This window comes from Variovorax sp. GW458-11-26-14-LB1 (assembly GCF_059423965.1).
Genome location: NZ_JBWKYW010000020.1, coordinates 1 through 18542, shown reverse-complemented (window position 1 = coordinate 18542; position 18542 = coordinate 1). Strand labels below are relative to the sequence as shown.

Annotated in this window: 17 protein-coding genes; 4 read left to right on the top strand and 13 right to left on the bottom strand. The window is 66.4% G+C overall.

Going from position 1 to position 18542, the window contains the following annotated elements:
* Positions 1 to 108: 108 nt before the first annotated feature.
* Positions 109 to 900: a two-component system response regulator CreB gene (gene creB / locus AC07YS_RS15210; RefSeq protein WP_495269201.1), complete on the bottom strand. Its 792-nt coding sequence runs from the start codon at positions 898 to 900 to the stop codon at positions 109 to 111.
* 568 nt (positions 901 to 1468) lie between these two features.
* On the opposite strand from creB, the gene AC07YS_RS15205 reads away from it, so the two are divergent.
* Positions 1469 to 2419 carry a YcjF family protein gene (locus tag AC07YS_RS15205; RefSeq protein ID WP_495269200.1) on the top strand — a complete coding sequence of 317 codons (951 nt, stop codon included), beginning with the start codon at positions 1469 to 1471 and terminating at the stop codon, positions 2417 to 2419.
* Positions 2420 to 2536: 117 nt separating this feature from the next.
* On the opposite strand, the gene cueR is transcribed toward AC07YS_RS15205, so the two are convergent.
* A complete protein-coding gene (gene cueR / locus AC07YS_RS15200; RefSeq protein ID WP_495269199.1) occupies positions 2537 to 2956 on the bottom strand; it encodes a Cu(I)-responsive transcriptional regulator in 420 nt (139 codons plus the stop codon).
* Complete coding sequence (locus AC07YS_RS15195; RefSeq protein WP_062473802.1) at positions 2956 to 3150, bottom strand: heavy-metal-associated domain-containing protein; 195 nt, start codon at positions 3148 to 3150, stop codon at positions 2956 to 2958. The genes cueR and AC07YS_RS15195 overlap by 1 nt, the downstream gene beginning before the upstream one ends.
* Positions 3151 to 3311: 161 nt before the next feature.
* Between AC07YS_RS15195 and AC07YS_RS15190 the strand changes: the two genes are divergently transcribed.
* Positions 3312 to 5573, top strand: coding sequence for a heavy metal translocating P-type ATPase (locus tag AC07YS_RS15190; RefSeq protein ID WP_495269198.1), 2262 nt, complete (start codon positions 3312 to 3314; stop codon positions 5571 to 5573).
* A gap of 12 nt (positions 5574 to 5585) precedes the next feature.
* Here the strand turns inward: AC07YS_RS15190 and AC07YS_RS15185 are convergent, their stop codons facing one another.
* From AC07YS_RS15185 to AC07YS_RS15170, 4 genes are all read right to left on the bottom strand, one after another.
* Positions 5586 to 6074 carry a GNAT family N-acetyltransferase gene (locus AC07YS_RS15185; RefSeq protein ID WP_495269197.1) on the bottom strand — a complete coding sequence of 163 codons (489 nt, stop codon included), beginning with the start codon at positions 6072 to 6074 and terminating at the stop codon, positions 5586 to 5588.
* Positions 6075 to 6168: 94 nt separating this feature from the next.
* On the bottom strand, positions 6169 to 7461 hold the full coding sequence (locus tag AC07YS_RS15180; RefSeq protein ID WP_495269196.1) for a beta-ketoacyl-[acyl-carrier-protein] synthase family protein: 1293 nt from the start codon (positions 7459 to 7461) through the stop codon (positions 6169 to 6171).
* Positions 7458 to 7745: a phosphopantetheine-binding protein gene (locus AC07YS_RS15175; protein ID WP_495269195.1), complete on the bottom strand. Its 288-nt coding sequence runs from the start codon at positions 7743 to 7745 to the stop codon at positions 7458 to 7460. Before AC07YS_RS15175 ends, AC07YS_RS15180 begins: the two co-directional genes overlap by 4 nt.
* Before the next feature lie 17 nt (positions 7746 to 7762).
* Positions 7763 to 8644: an alpha/beta hydrolase gene (locus tag AC07YS_RS15170; RefSeq protein WP_495269194.1), complete on the bottom strand. Its 882-nt coding sequence runs from the start codon at positions 8642 to 8644 to the stop codon at positions 7763 to 7765.
* Between the two features lie 114 nt (positions 8645 to 8758).
* Between AC07YS_RS15170 and AC07YS_RS15165 the strand changes: the two genes are divergently transcribed.
* Both AC07YS_RS15165 and AC07YS_RS15160 read left to right on the top strand, forming a co-directional pair.
* The gene (locus AC07YS_RS15165) at positions 8759 to 9448 is read left to right on the top strand and encodes a response regulator transcription factor (RefSeq protein ID WP_056574813.1); all 690 of its coding nucleotides are present in this window, start codon (positions 8759 to 8761) and stop codon (positions 9446 to 9448) included.
* A 10-nt stretch (positions 9449 to 9458) separates the two neighbouring features.
* Complete coding sequence (locus AC07YS_RS15160; RefSeq protein WP_495269193.1) at positions 9459 to 10847, top strand: sensor histidine kinase; 1389 nt, start codon at positions 9459 to 9461, stop codon at positions 10845 to 10847.
* A 4-nt stretch (positions 10848 to 10851) separates the two neighbouring features.
* On the opposite strand, the gene AC07YS_RS15155 is transcribed toward AC07YS_RS15160, so the two are convergent.
* From AC07YS_RS15155 to AC07YS_RS15130, 6 genes are all read right to left on the bottom strand, one after another.
* Positions 10852 to 11328, bottom strand: coding sequence for a GNAT family N-acetyltransferase (locus AC07YS_RS15155; protein ID WP_495269192.1), 477 nt, complete (start codon positions 11326 to 11328; stop codon positions 10852 to 10854).
* A complete protein-coding gene (locus AC07YS_RS15150) occupies positions 11325 to 11810 on the bottom strand; it encodes a RidA family protein (protein WP_495269191.1) in 486 nt (161 codons plus the stop codon). Before AC07YS_RS15150 ends, AC07YS_RS15155 begins: the two co-directional genes overlap by 4 nt.
* 79 nt (positions 11811 to 11889) lie before the next feature.
* Entirely contained in the window at positions 11890 to 13155 is a 1266-nt protein-coding gene (locus AC07YS_RS15145; protein WP_495269190.1) for a pentapeptide repeat-containing protein, read from the bottom strand.
* A gap of 10 nt (positions 13156 to 13165) precedes the next feature.
* Positions 13166 to 16321 (bottom strand): metallophosphoesterase, encoded by a 3156-nt coding sequence (locus AC07YS_RS15140; RefSeq protein WP_495269189.1) that lies wholly within the window; start codon positions 16319 to 16321, stop codon positions 13166 to 13168.
* Between the two features lie 3 nt (positions 16322 to 16324).
* Positions 16325 to 17323 carry a DUF4123 domain-containing protein gene (locus AC07YS_RS15135; protein WP_495269188.1) on the bottom strand — a complete coding sequence of 333 codons (999 nt, stop codon included), beginning with the start codon at positions 17321 to 17323 and terminating at the stop codon, positions 16325 to 16327.
* A gap of 82 nt (positions 17324 to 17405) precedes the next feature.
* Positions 17406 to 18542, bottom strand: a 1137-nt coding sequence (locus tag AC07YS_RS15130; protein ID WP_495273749.1) for a DUF2345 domain-containing protein, incomplete at its 5' end; no start/stop codon positions are given.

Sequence of the window (18542 nt, the reverse complement as noted above, 5' to 3'; positions counted from 1 at the left end):
AGGCTTGCCCACTTCGTGTGGCCTCCTTCCCCCTCACCGGGGGCAATACCAGCGGCCCGGCAAAGCCGGTTCCGCGGTATTCCACGAAAAAGCGGGCCCGCGCCGATGTCATGGGCTGGTCGGCAGATCTTCGTGCAGCGCGTAGCCCGTACCACGCAGCGTGCGGATCGGCTCCACCTCCGGCGCGATGGTCTTGAGCTTGGCGCGCAGCGTCTTGATGTGCGCGTCGACCGTGCGGTCGAAGCTGTCGCTGGCGTCGTCCCAGACGAGTTGCAGCAGTTCGTCGCGCGTGAACACGCGCCCCGGGCGCTGGACCATGAGTTTCAGCAGGCCGTATTCGTAGCGCGAGAGTTCGAGCAGCCGTCCGTAATACCGGATCTGCATGCGCTCGCTATCGAGCGCAAAGGGGGTTGTGGGGGTCTGTGGCGCCGCTGAAGGCGGCGTCGGCGCGTTTTGATGGGGTACCCCATGAATCGGCGCTGCGGCCACTGGCGGGCTTCCTGGGCCGTTTCTGGCGCTGCGCCGCAGGATGGTGCGCACGCGGGCGACCAGCTCGCGGGGGGAAAACGGCTTGGCAATGTAGTCGTCCGCACCCAGTTCGAGGCCCACCACGCGGTCTATTTCGTCGCTGCGGGCCGTCAAAAACACCATCGGTACCTCTGGGCCGCCCATCGACTGGTTCAGCGCCTGGAGGCGTTTGAAGAGCTCGAAGCCGTTCAGGTCGGGCAATCCGATGTCCAGGATCGCGAGGGCGGGGCGCTCCTGCGCGAACTGCGCGATGGCTTCTTCGGCCGTGGCGCACCAGATCGGCTGGAAACCGTCGCTGCTCAAAACGTACTGGAGCGTGTCGGCGATGCCCGATTCGTCTTCGGCAATCAGGATCCGGGGTTTGAAGCTCATCCGGCGATGTTAGCGAGGGCCACGGACGACCCGTGCCCGGTTTTCCGCCCGAGGCGCCGGCGACCGGCGCGGCCTTTCGCGGCTTTTTTTTCGGGCGCGGCTTTTCCTCTTCCTGTCTTCTTATTCTTCTTATTCAAATTAGTAGTAGTAGATAAGGGTCGCACCCGTCTGTGGAAAGGTCGCTTTTTCCTTGACGTGACAACGACTTGTCATGCCCGCGTCACTGTGCGCACCCGCGCTTCCGTGGTGTACCCGCAACTTGGACAACATGGGGTAACCCGCCGGCCCTGTGGATAACCGATGGCTTGTGCAAAAACTCTCCCCAGAGTTGTCCTTTGACAGCCCTCCGGAATTCTGCGAAAGACGGTTTTCGGGTCGAGAAATTCATTGCCTGTTAATTGAGCAGGCTGTAGATTTCCCTTGCAAATCAATGACTTGCGACGCCCCTACAGAGCAGTGCCGGGGTTATCCACAGAGTTGCCCCAGTTTTGTGGGGAGAACGCGTGGAGGAACCTTCGGGCGCCGGGCGGACCCAATCCGCTCCTTCACATGACGAAAAAACTCGAACATGACACCTTCTGAAACAAAAGCGATCGTCACCTTGAGCCTGCTGGCGGCCTTCGTCGATGGCGAAAAGCACGAGCGCGAGCGTGCCGAGATCAAGCGCATTGCCGAGGGCCTGTCGCAGGCCGACGGCGTGAACCTGCCGACGATCTACCAGGACGTGCTGATGAAGCGGGTGTCGCTGGCCTCGGTGGCCGGCGAGCTGAAAAGCGCCGAGTCGCGCCAGCTGGCGTACGAGATGGCGGTGTGCATGTGCGACGCCGACGGCGTGCAGTCGGAGCCGGAGCGGCTCTTTTTGATGGACGTGCGCAGCTCGCTCGGCCTGGACGCCTCGGCGGCGCAGTTCTCGCAGCGGGCGGAAGACATTGCCGCCGCGGTGCCGGCGGCGGTGGCAGTGACGGCCGGAGCGGCGGCAACCTCCGCGGCGCCGCAGGCGCCCGACAGCACCGAGCTGGACCGCGCGATCCTCAACGCCGCCATCCTCAACGGCGCGCTCGAGCTGCTGCCCGAGACGCTGTCGACCATGGCGATCATTCCGCTGCAGATGAAGCTGGTCTACCGCATCGGGCAGGCGCACGGCTACCAGCTGGACACCGGCCACATCAAGGATTTCCTGGCCACCGTGGGCGTGGGCCTGACCTCGCAGTACCTGGAGCAGGCGGGTCGCAAGCTGCTCGGCGGCCTGCTGGGCAAGGTCGGCGGCGGTTTGCTGGGCGGTCTGGGCAAGCAGGCCGTGAGCTCGGGCATGAGCTTCGCGTCGACCTATGCGCTGGGCCACGTGGCCAAGCGCTATTACGCGGGCGGGCGCACGCTTTCCACGCAGATGCTGAAGGACGCGTTCTCCAGCGTGGTGAAGGAAGGGCAGGGCCTGCAGACGCAGTACCTGCCGGCGATCAAGGAACGCGCGCGCACCCTCGACACGAGCCAGGTGCTGTCGCTCGTCAAGAACGCCTGATCGCGGGCTCGCCCCCAGGCTTCGCGCACTTCGTGTCGCTTCTCCAACCCCCTACCGGGGGCAACACCTGAGGCCCGGCAAAGCCGGTTCCTCGGTGTTCCACGAAGGGACCGCCGGCTAGACCTGGCTCAGGTCGTCGAGGATGGGGCAGTCAGGCCGCGCATCGCCGTGGCAGCAATGCACGAGGTGCGCGAGCGTGCTGCGCATCGATTGCATGTCGGCGATGCGCTGCTCCAGTTCACCCAGGTGCTTTTGCGCGATGCGCTTGACGCTCGAGCTGGCGCGGCGGCGGTTGTGCCACAGGCCGACCAGTTCGGCGATTTCTTCCATCGAGAACCCCAGGTCGCGCGAGCGCTTGATGAAGCGCAGCGTGTGGATGTCGGCGTCGTTGTACTGGCGGTAGCCGCTTTCGGTGCGCGCCACCGCGGGCAGCAGGCCCAGGCCTTCGTAGTGGCGCACCATGCGCGCCGACACGCCCGACAGCCGCGCGGCCTCGCCGATGGCGATCTGGCGGCCGTGGGCGGAGGTCGCCGTCATCATTGAACGGTGTAGCCGGCGTTCTCGATCGCGACCACGATGTCCTGGCGCGGCTGCTGGCTCAACACGTCCACATGGCCGGTTTCGAGATCGACCGTGACCTGCGCATGCGGGTCGACCGTCTGTACCGCGTCCTGCACCGCCTCCACGCAGTGGTTGCAGCTCATGCCGGAGACCTGGAATTTCTGGCTCATCGTCGTTGCTCCTTGTCGGAATGAATGAAGGGTGGAAGGATTGAACACCCGAATCGGGGACAACGCCAGTTTCAACCCTCTCACGATGTCAACGTCCAGCCAAGGGCTTTGAAGCCACCGCGCTTGACCTTGCCATGGTGTCAGGCTTTAGCCTCGGGACCATGGAACACATTCAGCCTCAACCTTCCGCGGCCGCCGCCACGCTGGACCTCTCGGTCGGCGGCATGACCTGCGCCTCGTGCGTGATGCGCGTGGAGCGCGCGCTCAAGAACGTGCCCGGCGTGCAGAACGTGAGCGTCAACCTCGCGACCGAGTCGGCCCGCATCGTGACCACCGGCGGCGAGGACATGGCCCTGCTGCTGCGCCGCGCCGTGCGCGCCGCCGGCTACGAGCCGCGTGCCGAAAGCACCGCGCAGGACGAGGCCGCCGCGCTGTCGCCCTGGCACGGCTTCATGCCCGTGGCCATCGGCCTGGCGCTGTCGATCCCGCTGATGGCGCCGATGCTGGGCGACCTGGTCGGCCAGAGCTGGATGCTGCCGCCCTGGGTGCAGCTGCTGCTGGCGACGCCGGTGCAGTTCTGGCTCGGCGCGCGTTTCTACCGCGCGGGCTGGCATGCGGCCAAGGCCCGCACTGGCAACATGGACCTGCTGGTGGCGCTGGGCACCAGCGCGGCCTTCGGCCTGTCGCTGTGGCTGTGGTGGCGCGCCGCCACCGGCGAGCATGCGGGGCACGGCATGGTGCCGCACCTGTACTTCGAGGCCTCGGCGGTGGTGATCACGCTGGTGCTGCTGGGCAAGTGGCTCGAGGCGCGCGCCAAGCGCCAGGCCACTTCGGCGATCCGCGCGCTGCAGCAGCTGCGGCCCGAAGTGGCGCACCTGATCAACGCACGCGGCAAGGAAAGCGACGTGCCGCTGGCCGAGGTGATGGTCGGCGACCGGCTCGCCGTGCGTCCCGGCGAACGCGTGCCGGCCGATGCGCGCGTGCTCGAAGGGCAGTCCGAAGTCGACGAATCGATGCTCACGGGCGAACCGCTGCCCGTGGCCAAGAACCCCGGCGACGCGCTGACCGGCGGCGCCGTGAATGGCGACGGCCGCATGGTGATCGAAGTGCGCGCGGTCGGCGCCGAGAGCGTGCTGGCACGCATCATCCGGCTGGTCGAGGACGCGCAGGCCGCCAAGGCGCCGATCCAGCGCATGGTCGACCAGGTGGCGGCCGTGTTCGTGCCGGTGGTGCTGGTGATTGCGCTGGTCACCTTCGCGGGCTGGATGGTCGCGGGCGCCGGCGTCGAGACCGCGCTGATCCATGCGGTGGCGGTGCTGGTCATTGCCTGTCCGTGTGCGCTGGGCCTGGCGACGCCGGTGGCGGTGATGGCGGGCACGGGCGTGGCCGCGAAGCACGGCATCCTCATCAAGGACGCACGGGCTTTGGAAATTGCACACCGCGTCGACACCGTGGCCTTCGACAAGACCGGCACGCTGACGGTGGGCCGCCCCGTGCTCACGGCGCTGCTGCCCGCGGCCGGTGCGCTGGCGAAGGAGAACGACCTGCTCGCCACGGCCGCCAGCCTGCAAGGCGGCAGCGAGCATCCGCTCGCACGCGCCGTGTTGTCTGCCGCTGCCGAACGCGGCGTGCAGGCACCGCCGCTCGGTGCGATGCAGGCGATGCCGGGTCGCGGCGTGCGCGGTGAGGTGAACGGCGCAACCTGGGCCATCGCCAGCCTGCGCTGGTGCCGCGAACTCGATGCGATGCCCGCCGAAGCCGACATCGAGCGCCTGCAGTCGCAAGGCGCCACGGTCTCCGCGCTGCTGCGCTTCGACGACGCCGGCTCCGCACATGTGCAGGCGCTGCTGGCCTTCGCCGACGAACCCAAGCCGCAAGCCGCCGAAGCGATCCGCACCTTGCGCGGTCGTGGCCTGCGCGTGGTGATGATCTCGGGTGACAACCTGCGCGCGGCGCAGGCGATGGCCGCGCGCCTGGGCATTCCGGCCGAGGACGTGCGCGCGGACGTGCTGCCCGCCGACAAGGCCGAGCAGGTGAGCGCGCTGCGCAAGAACGGCCATGTGGTCGCGATGGTCGGCGACGGTGCGAACGACGCGCCCGCATTGGCCGCGGCCGACGTGGGCATCGCGATGGCGCCTTCGGGCGGTGGCACCGACGTGGCGATGGAAGCGGCCGGCATCACGCTGATGCGCGGCGACCTCGCGCTCGTGGCCGAAGCGCTCGAGCTCTCGGGCCGCACGGTGGCGAAGATCCGGCAGAACCTGTTCTGGGCCTTTGCCTACAACGTGGCCGGCATCCCGCTCGCGGCCTTCGGTTTGCTGAGCCCGGTGGTGGCCGGTGCGGCGATGGCGCTGTCGAGCGTGAGCGTGATGGCGAATGCGCTGTTGCTGCGGCGCTGGAAGCCGAAGCACCAACAACATTGATCCGACAGCGGATCAGTCGAACAGCAGCGCCATCAGGTGCTCGTCGATGAAGTCCGCTTCACCGGCCCGGCGGTAGAACTGGCGCAGCGTGCCTTCCTGCACGAAGCCCAGCCGGGCATAGAAGCGCAACGCCGTGGCGTTGTCGCTTTCGGCCATCAGCTCGACGCGGCGAACGCCTTCGGCCTTCAGCCGCGCGAGCACGTCGCTCACCATGGTCTGCGCGATGCCGCGGCCATGGAATGCGGGATCGACCGCGAGCGTGCCCAGGCTCGCCACATGCTGCGCGCGGCCCGGGTAGCGTGTGACGCGGTAGAAGCCGGCGAGCTGCCCATCGACTTCGAAGATGAAGAACGCACCGCTGTCGAGCAAGCCCTGGAAGATCGGGCGAAAGTCATCGCGCGGCATCGGGTCGTAGCCCAGGTAGGGCACGACCCGCTCATGCATGTAGAGATCGAAGACGGCGTCGAAGTCCGAGGGGGCGGCAGGGCGGTGCAGGGGCATGTCGCGCTTCTTCCGTGAGGTCTGCAGGGCAGGATGCGGCCGAGCATAGCAAGGCGGTGCCGACGACCGCACCGCTTTTGTCCTCCCCCGAAGCTCAGCCCTCCGAGACGCGCTGGCTCGCAACGATCACCGCGTTGGTGCCGCCGAAGGCGAAGGAATTCGACAGCACATGGCGCAGCCCCCGCGCCTCGCGCGCCGCGCCGCGCACGAAGTCGACGTCGCCGAACGCAGCGTCCGGCGTGTGCAGGTGGGCGATGGGCGGCAAGGTCTCGCGGGCCAGTGCGCGCAGTGCGGCCACGAGTTCGATGGCACCGCCGCCGCCCAGCACGTGGCCGTGGATCGCCTTGGTCGCGCTGACCGGTGCGGCGTCGCCGAACAGTTCGCCGATCGATGCGGCCTCGGCCGCGTCGCCCGCGCTCGTGGCCGTGCCGTGGGCGTTGATGTGACCGATGTCCGAGGGCACGAGCCCGGCGTCGCGCAGCGCGGCACGCATCGCGCGCACCTGGCCGGCTGGGTCGGGGTTGGTGATGTGCGTGCCGTCGCAGTTGCTGGCGTAGCCGCTGAGCACGAAGGGCTGCGCGCCGGCGCCACGGGCGCGCGCATGGGCTTCCGATTCGAGCACCAGCGCCGCCGCGCCCTCGCCGATGGCGAAGCCCGCGCGGTCGCCCGAGAACGGACGGCAGGCGGTGGCGGGCGCATCGGCCGGCGGCGGCGCCATGACGCGCATCGCGTGCCAGCTGGCCATCACGCCGGGCGTGAGCATCGCGTCGTGGCCGCCGACGATGGCGATGTCGATCCAGCCGCCGCGGATGGCGCGCATGGCCTCGCCGATGGCCACTGCCGATGAAGCGCAGGCGCAAGCATAGGCCAGCGCCGCGCCGCGTGCGCCGAAGTGCAGCGCCAGTTCAGCGACCGCGGCGTTGGGCATCACGGTGAGCACGGTGGTGGGGCGCATGCGGCGCTGTTCGCCGTAGAGCGCGCGCGTGGTGGCGTCGAAAGTGCCGGCGCCGGCCAGGCCGCTGCCCCAGAAGACGCCGAGGCGGTCGCGGTCGATGGTGTCGAGGTTCAACCCGGCATCGGCCGCGGCGTCTTGTGCTGCGGCCAGGGCCATCGCGGTGCCGCGGTCCAGCGGCAGGCGCGAGGCACTGCGCACGCTGCTGGCGTCGAAGTCGCAGGTGGCGGCGGCGATGGCCATCGGGTCCATGCCCGGGATCTCGAGGGTCTGAGCGCGCACCGCGGAGCGGCCGGCGAACAACGCGTCGTCGAAAGCTTCGATGCTGCGTCCGAGCGGCGTGATGAAACCGAGCCCGCTCACGTGCACGGGCGCGGCGGCGGTGTGGGCCGTGGCGGTGGCCGCCAGCACGGCATGGGCGGCGCCGCTGCTCATGCGGCCGCTGCCATGGGTTCGGCGCGTGCGGCGGCGGCCTCGCCCTCGGCGTCGATCACCTCGCACAGCCGCTGCAGCGTGATGCCGGCTTCGCGCGGGTCGAGCCGGTCTTCGGGAATGCGCAGGTGGAAGGCGTCTTCCACCGCGAAGACGAACTCCATGAGTGCCAGCGAATCGAGGCCGAGGTCCGACAGCGCGGTGGTGGGCGAGATGTTCACGCGTTCCACACGGAAATCGGTCTCGAGGATGGTGGCGATGCTGTTGAAGGTGGGAGAGGAAGACATGAGGAGGTTCCTTTCTTTCAGGCGTGAAGGGCAAGTCCGCGGACGCGGAACACGGGTTCGGGCACCGGGCCGTGGGCCACGGTCTCGGCGAAGGCGAGGGTCTCGCGCACGACCTGCTGGCGGTCGTTGTCGATGCTGATCATGTGGTAGCTGTTGTTCAGGACCACGGTGCGCAGCGAGGCGCAGCGCAGCCCGCGCACCAGCAGGTCGAGGTTGGACAGGCTGGCCACCTCGTCCTCGCGCGCATGCAGCGCCAGCACCTGCTCGCACTGCACGTCGTTCAAGCGTCGCCGCACGTGGCGGATCAACCGGTCGTGTTCGCGCAGGTGGCCCACGCCGATCACCGCGCTGCCGGCGCGCGAGACCTGGCGATGCCGCAGCTCGCGCTCGATCCAGGTGCGCACGCGCTCGTTCTTCACGCCATAGGGCGGGCGCTCGCGGTACTGCCAGAGGCGGCCCAGCGGCGTGTAGAAGGCCAGCGGCAGCAAAAAGCGCGTGCGCGGCACGGCCCAGCCGTCGAAGCGCAGCGTGGTCGACATGAGCACCAGCGCGTCCACCTCGCGCCCGCAGCGGATGGCACCGCCCAGGGCCAGCGAGGCGCCGGCCGAGATACCGACCAGCATCACGCGGTCGTGCGTGCACCGCAGCGCCTTCACGTGCGCCTCGAGGGTGTCGAGCCAGCGTTCGAAGGGCACGGCCTGCTGCAGCGGCGCGGCGGCGTCGAACGAGTAGCCGGCGATGCACAGCGGCTGCACCGCATACCCGTGGCGCTGCAGGGTCGATTGCACGGTCAGCAGCTCGTCAGGCGTGCTGCATAAACCATGCAGCAGAACCACCGCGGTGCGCTGCACGGCGGGGGACACCAGGCTCAAGGGATCGGAGGGATCGCGTGCACTCATCGGAAGGTGTGTCGTATGCTCATGTCGCGTTTATCGCGGTGAGCGACTGACCGGCCGCTGACGCGTCCATCGCCAGGGCAGACCCACAAATCACCCACCACTCATTCACTCACCATGCGAATCCTGCTTGTGGAAGATGACACCGTGCTGCGCGACGTGATGCTGCGCAGCCTCGCCGACGCGGGCCACCGGGTCGACGTGTCGACCAACGTCGAAGATGCCGACCACCTGTGGCGCGTGCAGCCCTTCGATGCCGTGCTGCTTGACCTCAACCTGCCCGCCACCGCCAGCCCCACCAGCGGCCTGGCGAGCGGCCTCACGGCCTTGCGACAGGCGCGTGCGCGCGGCGACCGCACGCCGGTGCTCGTGCTCACGGCGCGCGGGCGCACCGAAGAACGCATCGCCGGGCTCGACGCCGGCGCCGACGACTACCTGGGCAAGCCCTTCGACCTCGCCGAGGTGGAGGCGCGGCTGCGCGCCCTGGTGCGGCGCGCCAAGGGCACCGAGGACATCGTGGTGCTCGGCCAGCTCAAGCTCGACCGCAAGGCGCGGCGCTTCGCGGTCGCGAACGCGCCGCTCGACCTGCCGGCGCGCGAGTTCGAGGTGCTGTGGGAACTCATGAGCCCGCCGGGGCGCACGGTGAGCAAGCGGGCGCTGTCGGACAAGCTCTCGGGTTTTGACGAATCGCTGGGCGACAACGCGCTCGAGGCCTTCATCTCGCGCCTGCGCAAGAAGCTGCTCGGCTCGGGCGCGGGCATCCGCACCTTGCGCGGCATCGGCTACCTGCTCGAAGCCGAGGTGTGAGAAGCGACCCGTGAGCGAGGCCACCACCCCACCGGTCACGCGCACTGCACCTTCGCTCACGCGGCGCGTGCTGCGCAACGTGCTGGTGCCGCTGGCGCTGACCTGGATGGCCGGTGCGGTGATCGCGCTGGTCATCGCCAACTACTTCTCCGAGCAGGCCTTCGACCGCGGCATGCTCGACGACGCCTATGCGCTGTCGGCCAACGTGCAGGCCGGCGAGCGCGGCATCGAGCTGCTGCTCACGCCGCGCGAGGTGGCGACCGTGCTGTTCGACCAGACCGACAAGGTCTACTTCTCGGTGCAGCGGCTCGACGGCACGCTCATCTCCGGCAGGGGCGACCTGAAGGCGCCGTTGCCCGACGAAGGTTCGCGCTACCGTTTTTCCGACATCGACTACGACGGGAACGTGCTGCGTGCCGTCGTGCTCGATCACGACGCCGAGCCCGGCCTGCACATGCCCTACCGCGTGATCGTGGCGCAGACCACGCTGAGCCGCGCCGCCCTGGTGCAGCGGCTGCTGTTCTATGCCATGGCGCCGCAGGTGCTGCTGCTCGTGCTGCTGGCCGTGTGGCTCTGGCACGGCATCCGGCGCGATCTGCGACCGCTCGGCGAGTTGCAGCGTGCACTCGACACCCGCGACGTGCGCGACCTCTCGCCGGTGGCCGTGGCGCAGACCTCGAAAGAGTTGCAGCGCCTCGGCGATGCCGTCAACGCGCTGTTCGACCGGCTGCGCTACAGCGTGCGCGCGCAACGCGAGTTCGTGGGCAACGTGGCGCACGAGCTGCGCACGCCGCTCGCCGGCATTCGCGCGCTGGCCGAGTACGGGCTCGCGCAGCACGACACCGAGGTGTGGCGCGAGCAGCTCACACGCGTGTCCGAACGGCAGGCGCGTGCGAGCCACCTCATCGACCAACTGCTCGCGCTGGCATTGGCCGACGAGGCGCGCACCGACCTGCAGCGCACGCCCGTGTCGCTCGACATGCTGGCCGAGCAGACCGTGCTGCGCCACCTGGCGCGTGCCGACGCGCGCGGCGTCGACCTGGGCGCGCGCGGCCTCGACGACGGCGTGACGGTGCTTGCAAACGAAGCGCTGGTGGAGGGCATCCTCGACAACCTGATCGACAACGCGCTGCGCTACGGCGGGCGCACCATCACCGTCGAACTCGCGGGCCGCACGCTGAGCGTGATCGACGATGGGCCCGGCATTCCGCTCGAGGCGCAGCGCGACCTCATGCAACGCTGGGCGCAAGGGCCCGCGGGCCAGAAGCTGGGGCAGGGCGCGGGGCTGGGGCTGTCGATCGTGGCGCGCTATGCCGAGCTGCTGGGGGCAGAACTGCGGCTCGATGCCGCGGAGCCCACGGGCCTGCGCGTGAGCGTGACCTTCGGGGACGACGCCTGACAGGTCACGCGCTTGTCAGTGGCTTGCGCAGATAGACGCGCGTGCGCCCGTCGAGCGATTCGCGCCGGAACTCGACATAGCCGATGCGCTGGTAGAGCGCGAGGTTCTCGGTCATTTTCTCGTTCGTGAACAGGTAGATCGATGCGTGGCCCTGGCGCAGCGCTTCGCGCTCGGCCAGTTCGAGCAGCGCGCGGCCCGCGCCACTGCCCTGGTGGTCGGGGCGGACCGCGATCACGTCGATGAGGAAGCCTTCGTCGGTGACGTCGAGCAGCAGCGCCGCGCCGATCTGTTGCTCCGGCCGCTCGGCCACCCAGACCTGCAGGTGCGCGATGGCCTGCGCGTAGTCGCGCGTCATCGGCCGCGGCGTGAGGCCCAGGCGCGGGATGTAGGTGCGGAAGGCTTCGACGGCGCACGCGGTGACGGCCGCCACGTCGTCGGCGGTGGCGCGGCGCAGATGCCAGGGTGCAGCGTTGTCGCTCACGCGTCGAACTCGACCTCGCCCTCGATCTCCACCGGGATGCCGAAAGGCAGCTCGGCCATGCCCACGGCGCTGCGCGGATGGGCGCCAACCTCGGGACCGAAGAGCTCGAGGATCAGATCGGAAAACCCGTTGATGACCGCCGGCTGCTGCTGAAAGCCGGGTGCCGAAGCGACCATGCCGAACACGCGCGTCCATGCGGTGATGCGGTCCAGATCGCCCAGCGCACGCTGCAGGCTGCCGAGCATCGCGAGCGCGGTGAGGCGCGCGGCGGCGTAGCCCTGCTCGACGGCCAGCTCGGTGCCGAGTTTGCCGAGCGGCGCGGCGATGCGGCCATCGGCATCCAGCGGACCATGGCCCGAGACGATGGCGCGCCGGCCGACGAGGCGGACGAACTGGAAGGGAAGGACGACGCCGGGTGGTGGCGTGACAGGGGGAGGAAGGGCGAGGCCCAACGCAGTGAGGCGATCGGTGATGCGAGGCATGGCGATGGTCGGAGGCGCGTGATGGACAGGCGCCGAGGGTATGCGCGGACGTCCTGGGTGGCAATCCGGAATGAGCACTTCAGCGCTGGGCGCGAGGCTCTAACTCGATGTTCGAGCCATCCATCTGATCGACGCGTCCGAGGGTACTGCCAGCGCGCAAATCGACTTTCTGCTTCACGGCCTGGGTTCCACGCAAATCGAGTTTGCCGGTGATGCTGGTGCTGGAAACCTCCAGATTTCCAATGCGACTGTTCGAAATGTTGGCACGCGTGATCTGGTTGTTTGTCAGCACGAAACGCTGGGTGTTGAGGTAGCTTGCGTCAAGCGTGGGGATGGTCGAATTCCTGATGTCGATCGATTGACTGACATTCGAAATCCGGTCGGCGCTCTTGAGCGAGAAGCCACCCGCAATCATCACTGGCTCGGAGGAGAGGTCGCCGCCAAAGACGACCCCGTCGATTTCGATCGACAGAATCCCTCCGGCATAGGCCTCGAAGATCTTCTTGCCGTTGCCCTGAATCTGGCTGTTGCGTACGCGAAGGCTGCGAGCTTGTTTGACATAGGCGTTGATGTAGCCGCCCTTAACTCGCTCCACAACCAAGTCACCTTTGATGGTGGTGTCGCTCAGGTCCAGACGTTCCAGCAAGGTGTCGCGAACAGTGAGTGAATGCAAAAGTGAGCCGGCCCCCGATAGATCGACGAGGCCCTTCAGTTTGCACTTGTCGATAAGTACGTGGGAGCCGCCATGTTCATGCCAAGGCGCTGCATTCACATCCTCAATGTTGCAATCGACGATATCGAGTTTTGTGTGACCACGCAAGTTGAACCACTTTGCCTTGCAGGCCAAAAACATGGCTTGGGCATAGCTCCCGACAGAACCCCATTCATTGGGTTCAGCGGAATTCCCCGTGAAGGAACACTCTTCGAAGACGAGATTCTTGCTATCGGATTGCCCTTGTAGAAAGGTGCGTCCCCGGACCTGACATCGCAAAAATTTGACGTCGACCATGTTGCCGAAACTGTGAATTCCGACGAATCGACAATTCTCGAGGAGGGCCTGCTCCAAGCGTTCGAGTTTGGTTTCATAGGCCCCAATGAAATCGCAGTTCACCAGCCTGACTTTTCGCCATGTCAAGTCCATGAAGTTAACGTCGCTGAACTCCGCGTTCTCGATGGTGAGCACGCTGTCACCGATTTCTCTGGCGCGCAACGTTGGGTCTGCCAAATAACTGTAGCTCTTGCCAAAGCTCTTGATGTTTGGGTTTTTCATAGAACAAAACCCAGGTGACACAGATGCTCCTCCGGCAAGGGCGGCCGCGCTCTCGAGAAAAAAACGACGTTGCATGGCTGCCCCCTCATTGTTTTTTCTCGCTTGCTTTGGCGGGATCGATGGCCTCATCCGCCGGTGTATATCCCTTGCCCGCGTAGTACTTCGCCAAGAACTTCCAATCGGGAACTTCCCCTCGTTCTTCCGCGGGTCTGCGGAAGAACCACTTCGAGCTCCCCGTTGCTCCGTAGGTCATGCCTCCGCCCTTGAGCGCCGTGCCGAAAACGCCGATCTCGAGTGGAAACATCCAAGGGTCGGTGCAGTCCATGTCCTTGCTCCAATCGTCCTTGCCGACCTTAGGTTGCTTGAGCAGCACTTCGCAAAAGGCCTGCGTGGTGATCGAGCCTTCGCCTAGAGCTCGGATCAGCACGGCATGATCTTCCGCTGTGAATGCGATGGAGGGCGCTTTGGTGTCCGGGTTGAATGTGGTTGTCAGCATGTTCCATTGCTTCACGACGCGCTTCTCTTCATCTTTGCCACTTTCGAAAACCCAAAACCTGATCCCCGAAATGCACTCCAGCTTGGCCACGGTTCCACTCAACGTTATCGGCACCTTCCACCCTGCCTGTATGAGCGGTGTGGGCGCAAAGGCCAAGGGCGGATCAATGCCTTTTTCTGGATGCCGGCTCATCACGGCCATGTAGTCGAGTGCCACCGCGAGGCGCGGCTTCTCGTTCAGTGGGGCGCCGGCGCTCTTGCTTGAGCGTTGCGTCATGACCTGGGTGATGACGCCCGTCGCGGGGTCCAGGAGCGTGCCCGAGGGCGGACGCAAGGTCCAGCTGTCGAGTTCTCGGTCGAGGTTCTGCTTGCCGACCGGACCGCCGCTGCTGCTGACGATGAAGCGCGTGCGCTGGCGTGCCGGCGCTTTCACGGTCTCCTTGCGGATGCCGGGGTCGACAGCACTGGTGACCTGGACCATGCGCGCGCCACTGGACGGCTGGCACCACGCGACGTCGTAAACGCCGCTGCGATGGCTGTGGCCACTGAAGTGCCAATCCACCGCGGTCTCGGGTGTTGCCTTGCCCGTGCTGCCACCGTCGACGCACACGAAGCGCTCGAAATAGACATCCTGGTTGACTTCGCACGTGCCGGTGTTGACGTGATTGAATCCGGGTTGCCCGCGAAGAGGGGCGCCCAAGGGACTGCTCGAAGGAATAAAGCGTGCCTGTTCGGGCGTGGCCGAGTAGGGCAGCGGTTCGTCGTAGTTGATGATGGTGAAGTGCGTCGCCACCGTGAGGCTGGCACTCGGGCTTGCGCGTTTGTGGCTCTGGGCCTGCCCCAGCAACTGCAGCTGCTTGTTGCTGAAGGATTGGGTTGCGCGGGGCAGGATGCCGGTTCCCTGGCGGTCGGTCGAGGTGATCAGCAGGCCACTCACCGTGAGGTTCTTGAAGTTCTCCCCTTGCCCCCAGCCCAGCGCCGCGATCACCTGGGTGGCCGGTCCGGGCCGGTCGGGTTCAACGCCCAGCGCGATCAGCACGTCCTCGAGCGGCGTGAAGAGGGCGTAGAACCAGTCGTAGTTCTCGGTCCTGTAGTTGTTGCCGGTCAGGGCCTGTGCATAGGTGGGGCCATATGCCAGCGTGGTCTCGTAGATGCTCATGTTGTGGTCGGCCGAGATGCCTTCGTTGGCCTTGTTGTTGTGCCATTGGCTGGCCTTGTCGAAGTCCCGGTAGGTTTCCGCCAGATCCCCGATATGGAGGTTCTTGTTGCTGTTGACGACGCGTCGACCGATCTCGGCCTTGATTCCGATCCGGCGGGCTTGGTGCGTACCTGCGTGCGTAGCGACGGTGGTGGTGGGCTCGAAGGCGCGTTCCCTGCCCCAGCCATCGGTGTCGAGTGTGTCGGTGGTGTCTTCGAGCACGCCCATGGCGGCGCCCCAGTCGTTGATGCGCGGGCTGATGCCGTAGGGCACCGTGTATGCCTCGTGGTTGCCGCTGGTCATGAACACAGGCAGCTTGAGTTCGTTGTAGGCGTAGCGAACGAGGCTGAAGGCGAGCATGTCGTCCTGCCCGCGTGGGTACAGGCCTGGCGTGTTGAAGTGGTTCAACACGTTGAACTTCTTCCATTGCTCGCCGATGCCGTCGCCGACCTGCCGGGGATCGATGTTGCGATTGAAATCGATCAGGTCGCCGGTGAAGAGCAGGGCCGTGTCGGGCTTCTTGCCGGCACCGATCTTGTCGAAAAGCTCCTTGAGCGCGTTGAAGCTGTTGCACACGCGTGCGCCCACTGCAGGGCCGTCGAAGCTGCTGTTGTCTTCGATGATGCGCGCCGGTGACTTGGCCAGCGCGTTGTGCCGCACGTTGATGTGAACGTCGCTCAGGTGCCCGAGCTTCAGTGGTCCGTCACTGGCGAGTCGGATGACGGGGTGCCACGCCGCCAAGCGCTGGGAGTCGTCGAGGGCCAGCGTGCGGGCTTTCTGTGCCGTTTGTGCGACGTCGTATTCCATCAGGTTGGTTTCCTTCCCTTTGGGCGCGCCGTTGGTGTTGGTGGGCTGGTGCCGGTGCCGCAGGTCGTTGACCTGGGCGGCAAGGAAGGACTCGACCAGCAGGTCTTGAGAATGCACCGTGCTGGCAGCACACAGCGTGGGAAAGCTTTCCTTTTGCTGGCGGGTAGGTTCGACCATCCAGGCGAAGCTCTTGAAGCTGTCGGTCTCGGGCTGGACGGCCAGTTTTTCGATGTCGAGCTCCACTTCGTAGATGTGCCCGCCCGCGAAGCCCGAGGCGGTGTACGCGCTCGCAGCCTGCGGACTGAGGGTGGCGAAGATTTCGCCTTTCTGGTTGTAGATGAGCGCGCCGGCTTCGAACTTGGCGACGCGCCAGACCTTGATGGCGCCCTTGGCCTTGGCGCAGTCTGCGCCGTCTCCGGTCAGTCCACCCACGCGGATGTCGGCGTCAGGTTTGGTGCCCTTCATGCCGACGAGGCGCAGGTGACGCGCCACGGTGGCCGCGGCGGCCTGCTCTTCGTCGCCATCCATAGAGACGACCTCTGCGCGTTTGTCATGCGTGGTTCGTCGGCCAGCGCTGTTGGCCACGCCGAGCGTCGCGGTGGCGATGAAGAGGCTGCACTTTTTCTGGCTGGAAGAGATCAGCATCGGCGTGCCGAGGCTGGGATAGAGGATCACGGGCACTTGCTGCGCCGAGTCGCTGCAATCGCACACCGATGCGCCGGTCTTGGGTTCGTTTGCCATGGATCAGAAGGTCTTGGCGTCGGACATGAAGCCACCGCCCGTCGTGTTGAAGGCAGACAGAAGGGCGTTGGACTGTTCGTCGCAGAGGCGAACCAGCATCGCGTCGCGGTCGCACGCCCAGCCTTGCTGCACTGCCGATGGCGTGTGCGCCAAGACATCACGGAGATTCAGCGGAGTGCGTGCAACCGACAAAGCGTCGAGGAAGCCGGGGTGGGTGTGGAAGCGCGCGTGCTTGAGCAAGGCAAGGCGGCATGCGTGTGCCTTGTTGTCCCAACCCGCCAGGCCTACACGACGGGTGAATGCCAGCGCGGCTTGTGCGATCTTTCGGCGAAGCAATGGATGCATCTGTGCGAGCAGGTCGGCCGCGGGGGGATTCGATGTTTCCAGTTCTTCGCAGAGCAGGGCGATGACAAGATTCGCTTCCCCTGCCTTGTCGATGGCATGGACCCATTCGGCAGTAAGTTCGACTCCCTCGTTCGACGGCGTGATCTCGGTGTCTGCGCCACCCTTGATGTACCGAATGCGAAGGTCACCGTCCCAGCCTGCCCACCAGGCGAGCGGACGGCTGAATTTGCGCTGCACGGGGTCTGACCAGTGCGCGAACATGTCGAAGCCGATGCGGGGATCGAAGTAGCGCAACAGAACGGACGATCCATCGAGCAATGTGCCGGACAGGAAACCGCGCAGATGCGCGGAAAGCTTCTGCAAGCGCAGCGGGCTGGCCATCAGGGTGAGCGCTTCGGCCGCAGCCTGATGCGCAAGCGCATGGCGCAGCGACTCGGAAGATGAGGCGGGGATCTCGATGAGCCAGGGGCCGATGTCGGCCATCTCCGCTTCGGGTGTCTGCATGAACAAGCGTTCGCAGGCGAGCTCTTGCATCGCGACCATGCGAGCGACGACGCCTTCTTCGCATTGCCCCGCACTGACGAGTGCGTAGCGGTGCATGGGCGTGGCGGTCGCAGCGCTTTCGGCACTGAGCCAGTGTTCGATCTGCGTCGACATGGCTCGATGCAGCGCCACATCGAGTCTGGTTCGTGCAGCGTGTGTGAGGTCGGATGACTGTTGCGCGGTGTGGTTCGGCATGTCACTCCCGAGGTGCAGCCGCGGTCGCGCGGCGCATGGCGCGTTGCATGCACTCCCAGCACACGGTCGGTGCGGTGGGGCCTGACTTCTTGTCCGGCCCCGGCGTCCCATGCATCGCGGCATGTTCGATCCATGTGCCCAGCGTGCCGTGCCGGATGCCGCCTTCGCTCCATTCGCTGAAGCTGGTGCCGCCGTTGATCGTGACCTTCTTCTTGGCGGTGATGTAGACCGTGTCTTCGGTGCTCACGATGTCGATGTCTTTCAAGGCCGTGGCCTCGATGGCGTCGCTTTGGGCTTCGATGCGGATGTCGCCCTGCGATGCAAAGGCCTTGATGCCGCTCTTGAGCGTGAAGATGCGCATGCCTTCCGCCACGCTGGCGAGGATGCGCTGGGCGGCACTCAAGGAGGTGTGGCCGGCACTGGTGAGCTGGATGTGCGCGCCGGTGTGCGCATGCAGGTGCGTGGCGGTGGTGGCAGCGATGCCTGCGGGGCTGGCGAGCGCGAGATGCGGTGTGGCCAGTTCGGGAAAGCGGCCTTCGGTCGATGGGCTGCCGTGGCCCCGGAGGTCTTCGTTCTGCTGCTTGATGGCATGGGCGACGGTGGACTGGTCGTCGTTGTCGTCCTGGGCCTCGGCTGTGCGGGCCGCTTCGGCCAGGCCTTCGATCTGGTCGCGTGCGCTCGTCAGGCGCTGGATGGTTTCGCCCATGTCCTTGGCGTGGCGAGCGGCATCGGGGCGGCCTTCAGTGGTGATGAGCATGCCGTCCTGCGCCCTCAATACGCCATGGGCGTCAGTGCGCAGCTCGAACCCTTCGCCCCTGGGGTCCTTTCTGCCCGCGTTGTCCTCGATGCGCGTGATCGCCCCCAGGCTCAGGCTGCTGGATTGGTGATCGCTCTTGAGCTGCGCCTGGATTTTTTCGGCCGTGTCATCCAGGATCAGGTGGTTCGACCTTCCCGCCGCACTGTTGCCCCCAGCCTCGTTCAACTCCCGGCTCCTGAACCCGCTCAATGCGCTCTGGCCGGGGAGTTGCCACGGCGGCAGGTTCACCTGGTTGTGCACCCTGCCCATGCAGATCGGCAGGTCCGCATCTCCCGCGATGAAGCTCACGATGACTTCCTGCCCGATGCGCGGGATCTGGAT

What these genes read in the sequence shown, in the direction of transcription:
- creB (WP_495269201.1), bottom strand. Translation starts at nt 900, where the DNA reads ATGAGCTTCAAACCCCGGATCCTGATTGCCGAAGACGAATCGGGCATC.
- AC07YS_RS15205 (WP_495269200.1), top strand. Translation starts at nt 1,469, where the DNA reads ATGACACCTTCTGAAACAAAAGCGATCGTCACCTTGAGCCTGCTGGCG.
- cueR (WP_495269199.1), bottom strand. Translation starts at nt 2,956, where the DNA reads ATGACGGCGACCTCCGCCCACGGCCGCCAGATCGCCATCGGCGAGGCC.
- AC07YS_RS15195 (WP_062473802.1), bottom strand. Translation starts at nt 3,150, where the DNA reads ATGAGCCAGAAATTCCAGGTCTCCGGCATGAGCTGCAACCACTGCGTG.
- AC07YS_RS15190 (WP_495269198.1), top strand. Translation starts at nt 3,312, where the DNA reads ATGGAACACATTCAGCCTCAACCTTCCGCGGCCGCCGCCACGCTGGAC.
- AC07YS_RS15185 (WP_495269197.1), bottom strand. Translation starts at nt 6,074, where the DNA reads ATGCCCCTGCACCGCCCTGCCGCCCCCTCGGACTTCGACGCCGTCTTC.
- AC07YS_RS15180 (WP_495269196.1), bottom strand. Translation starts at nt 7,461, where the DNA reads ATGAGCAGCGGCGCCGCCCATGCCGTGCTGGCGGCCACCGCCACGGCC.
- AC07YS_RS15175 (WP_495269195.1), bottom strand. Translation starts at nt 7,745, where the DNA reads ATGTCTTCCTCTCCCACCTTCAACAGCATCGCCACCATCCTCGAGACC.
- AC07YS_RS15170 (WP_495269194.1), bottom strand. Translation starts at nt 8,644, where the DNA reads ATGAGTGCACGCGATCCCTCCGATCCCTTGAGCCTGGTGTCCCCCGCC.
- AC07YS_RS15165 (WP_056574813.1), top strand. Translation starts at nt 8,759, where the DNA reads ATGCGAATCCTGCTTGTGGAAGATGACACCGTGCTGCGCGACGTGATG.
- AC07YS_RS15150 (WP_495269191.1), bottom strand. Translation starts at nt 11,810, where the DNA reads ATGCCTCGCATCACCGATCGCCTCACTGCGTTGGGCCTCGCCCTTCCT.
- AC07YS_RS15145 (WP_495269190.1), bottom strand. Translation starts at nt 13,155, where the DNA reads ATGCAACGTCGTTTTTTTCTCGAGAGCGCGGCCGCCCTTGCCGGAGGA.
- AC07YS_RS15140 (WP_495269189.1), bottom strand. Translation starts at nt 16,321, where the DNA reads ATGGCAAACGAACCCAAGACCGGCGCATCGGTGTGCGATTGCAGCGAC.
- AC07YS_RS15135 (WP_495269188.1), bottom strand. Translation starts at nt 17,323, where the DNA reads ATGTCGACGCAGATCGAACACTGGCTCAGTGCCGAAAGCGCTGCGACC.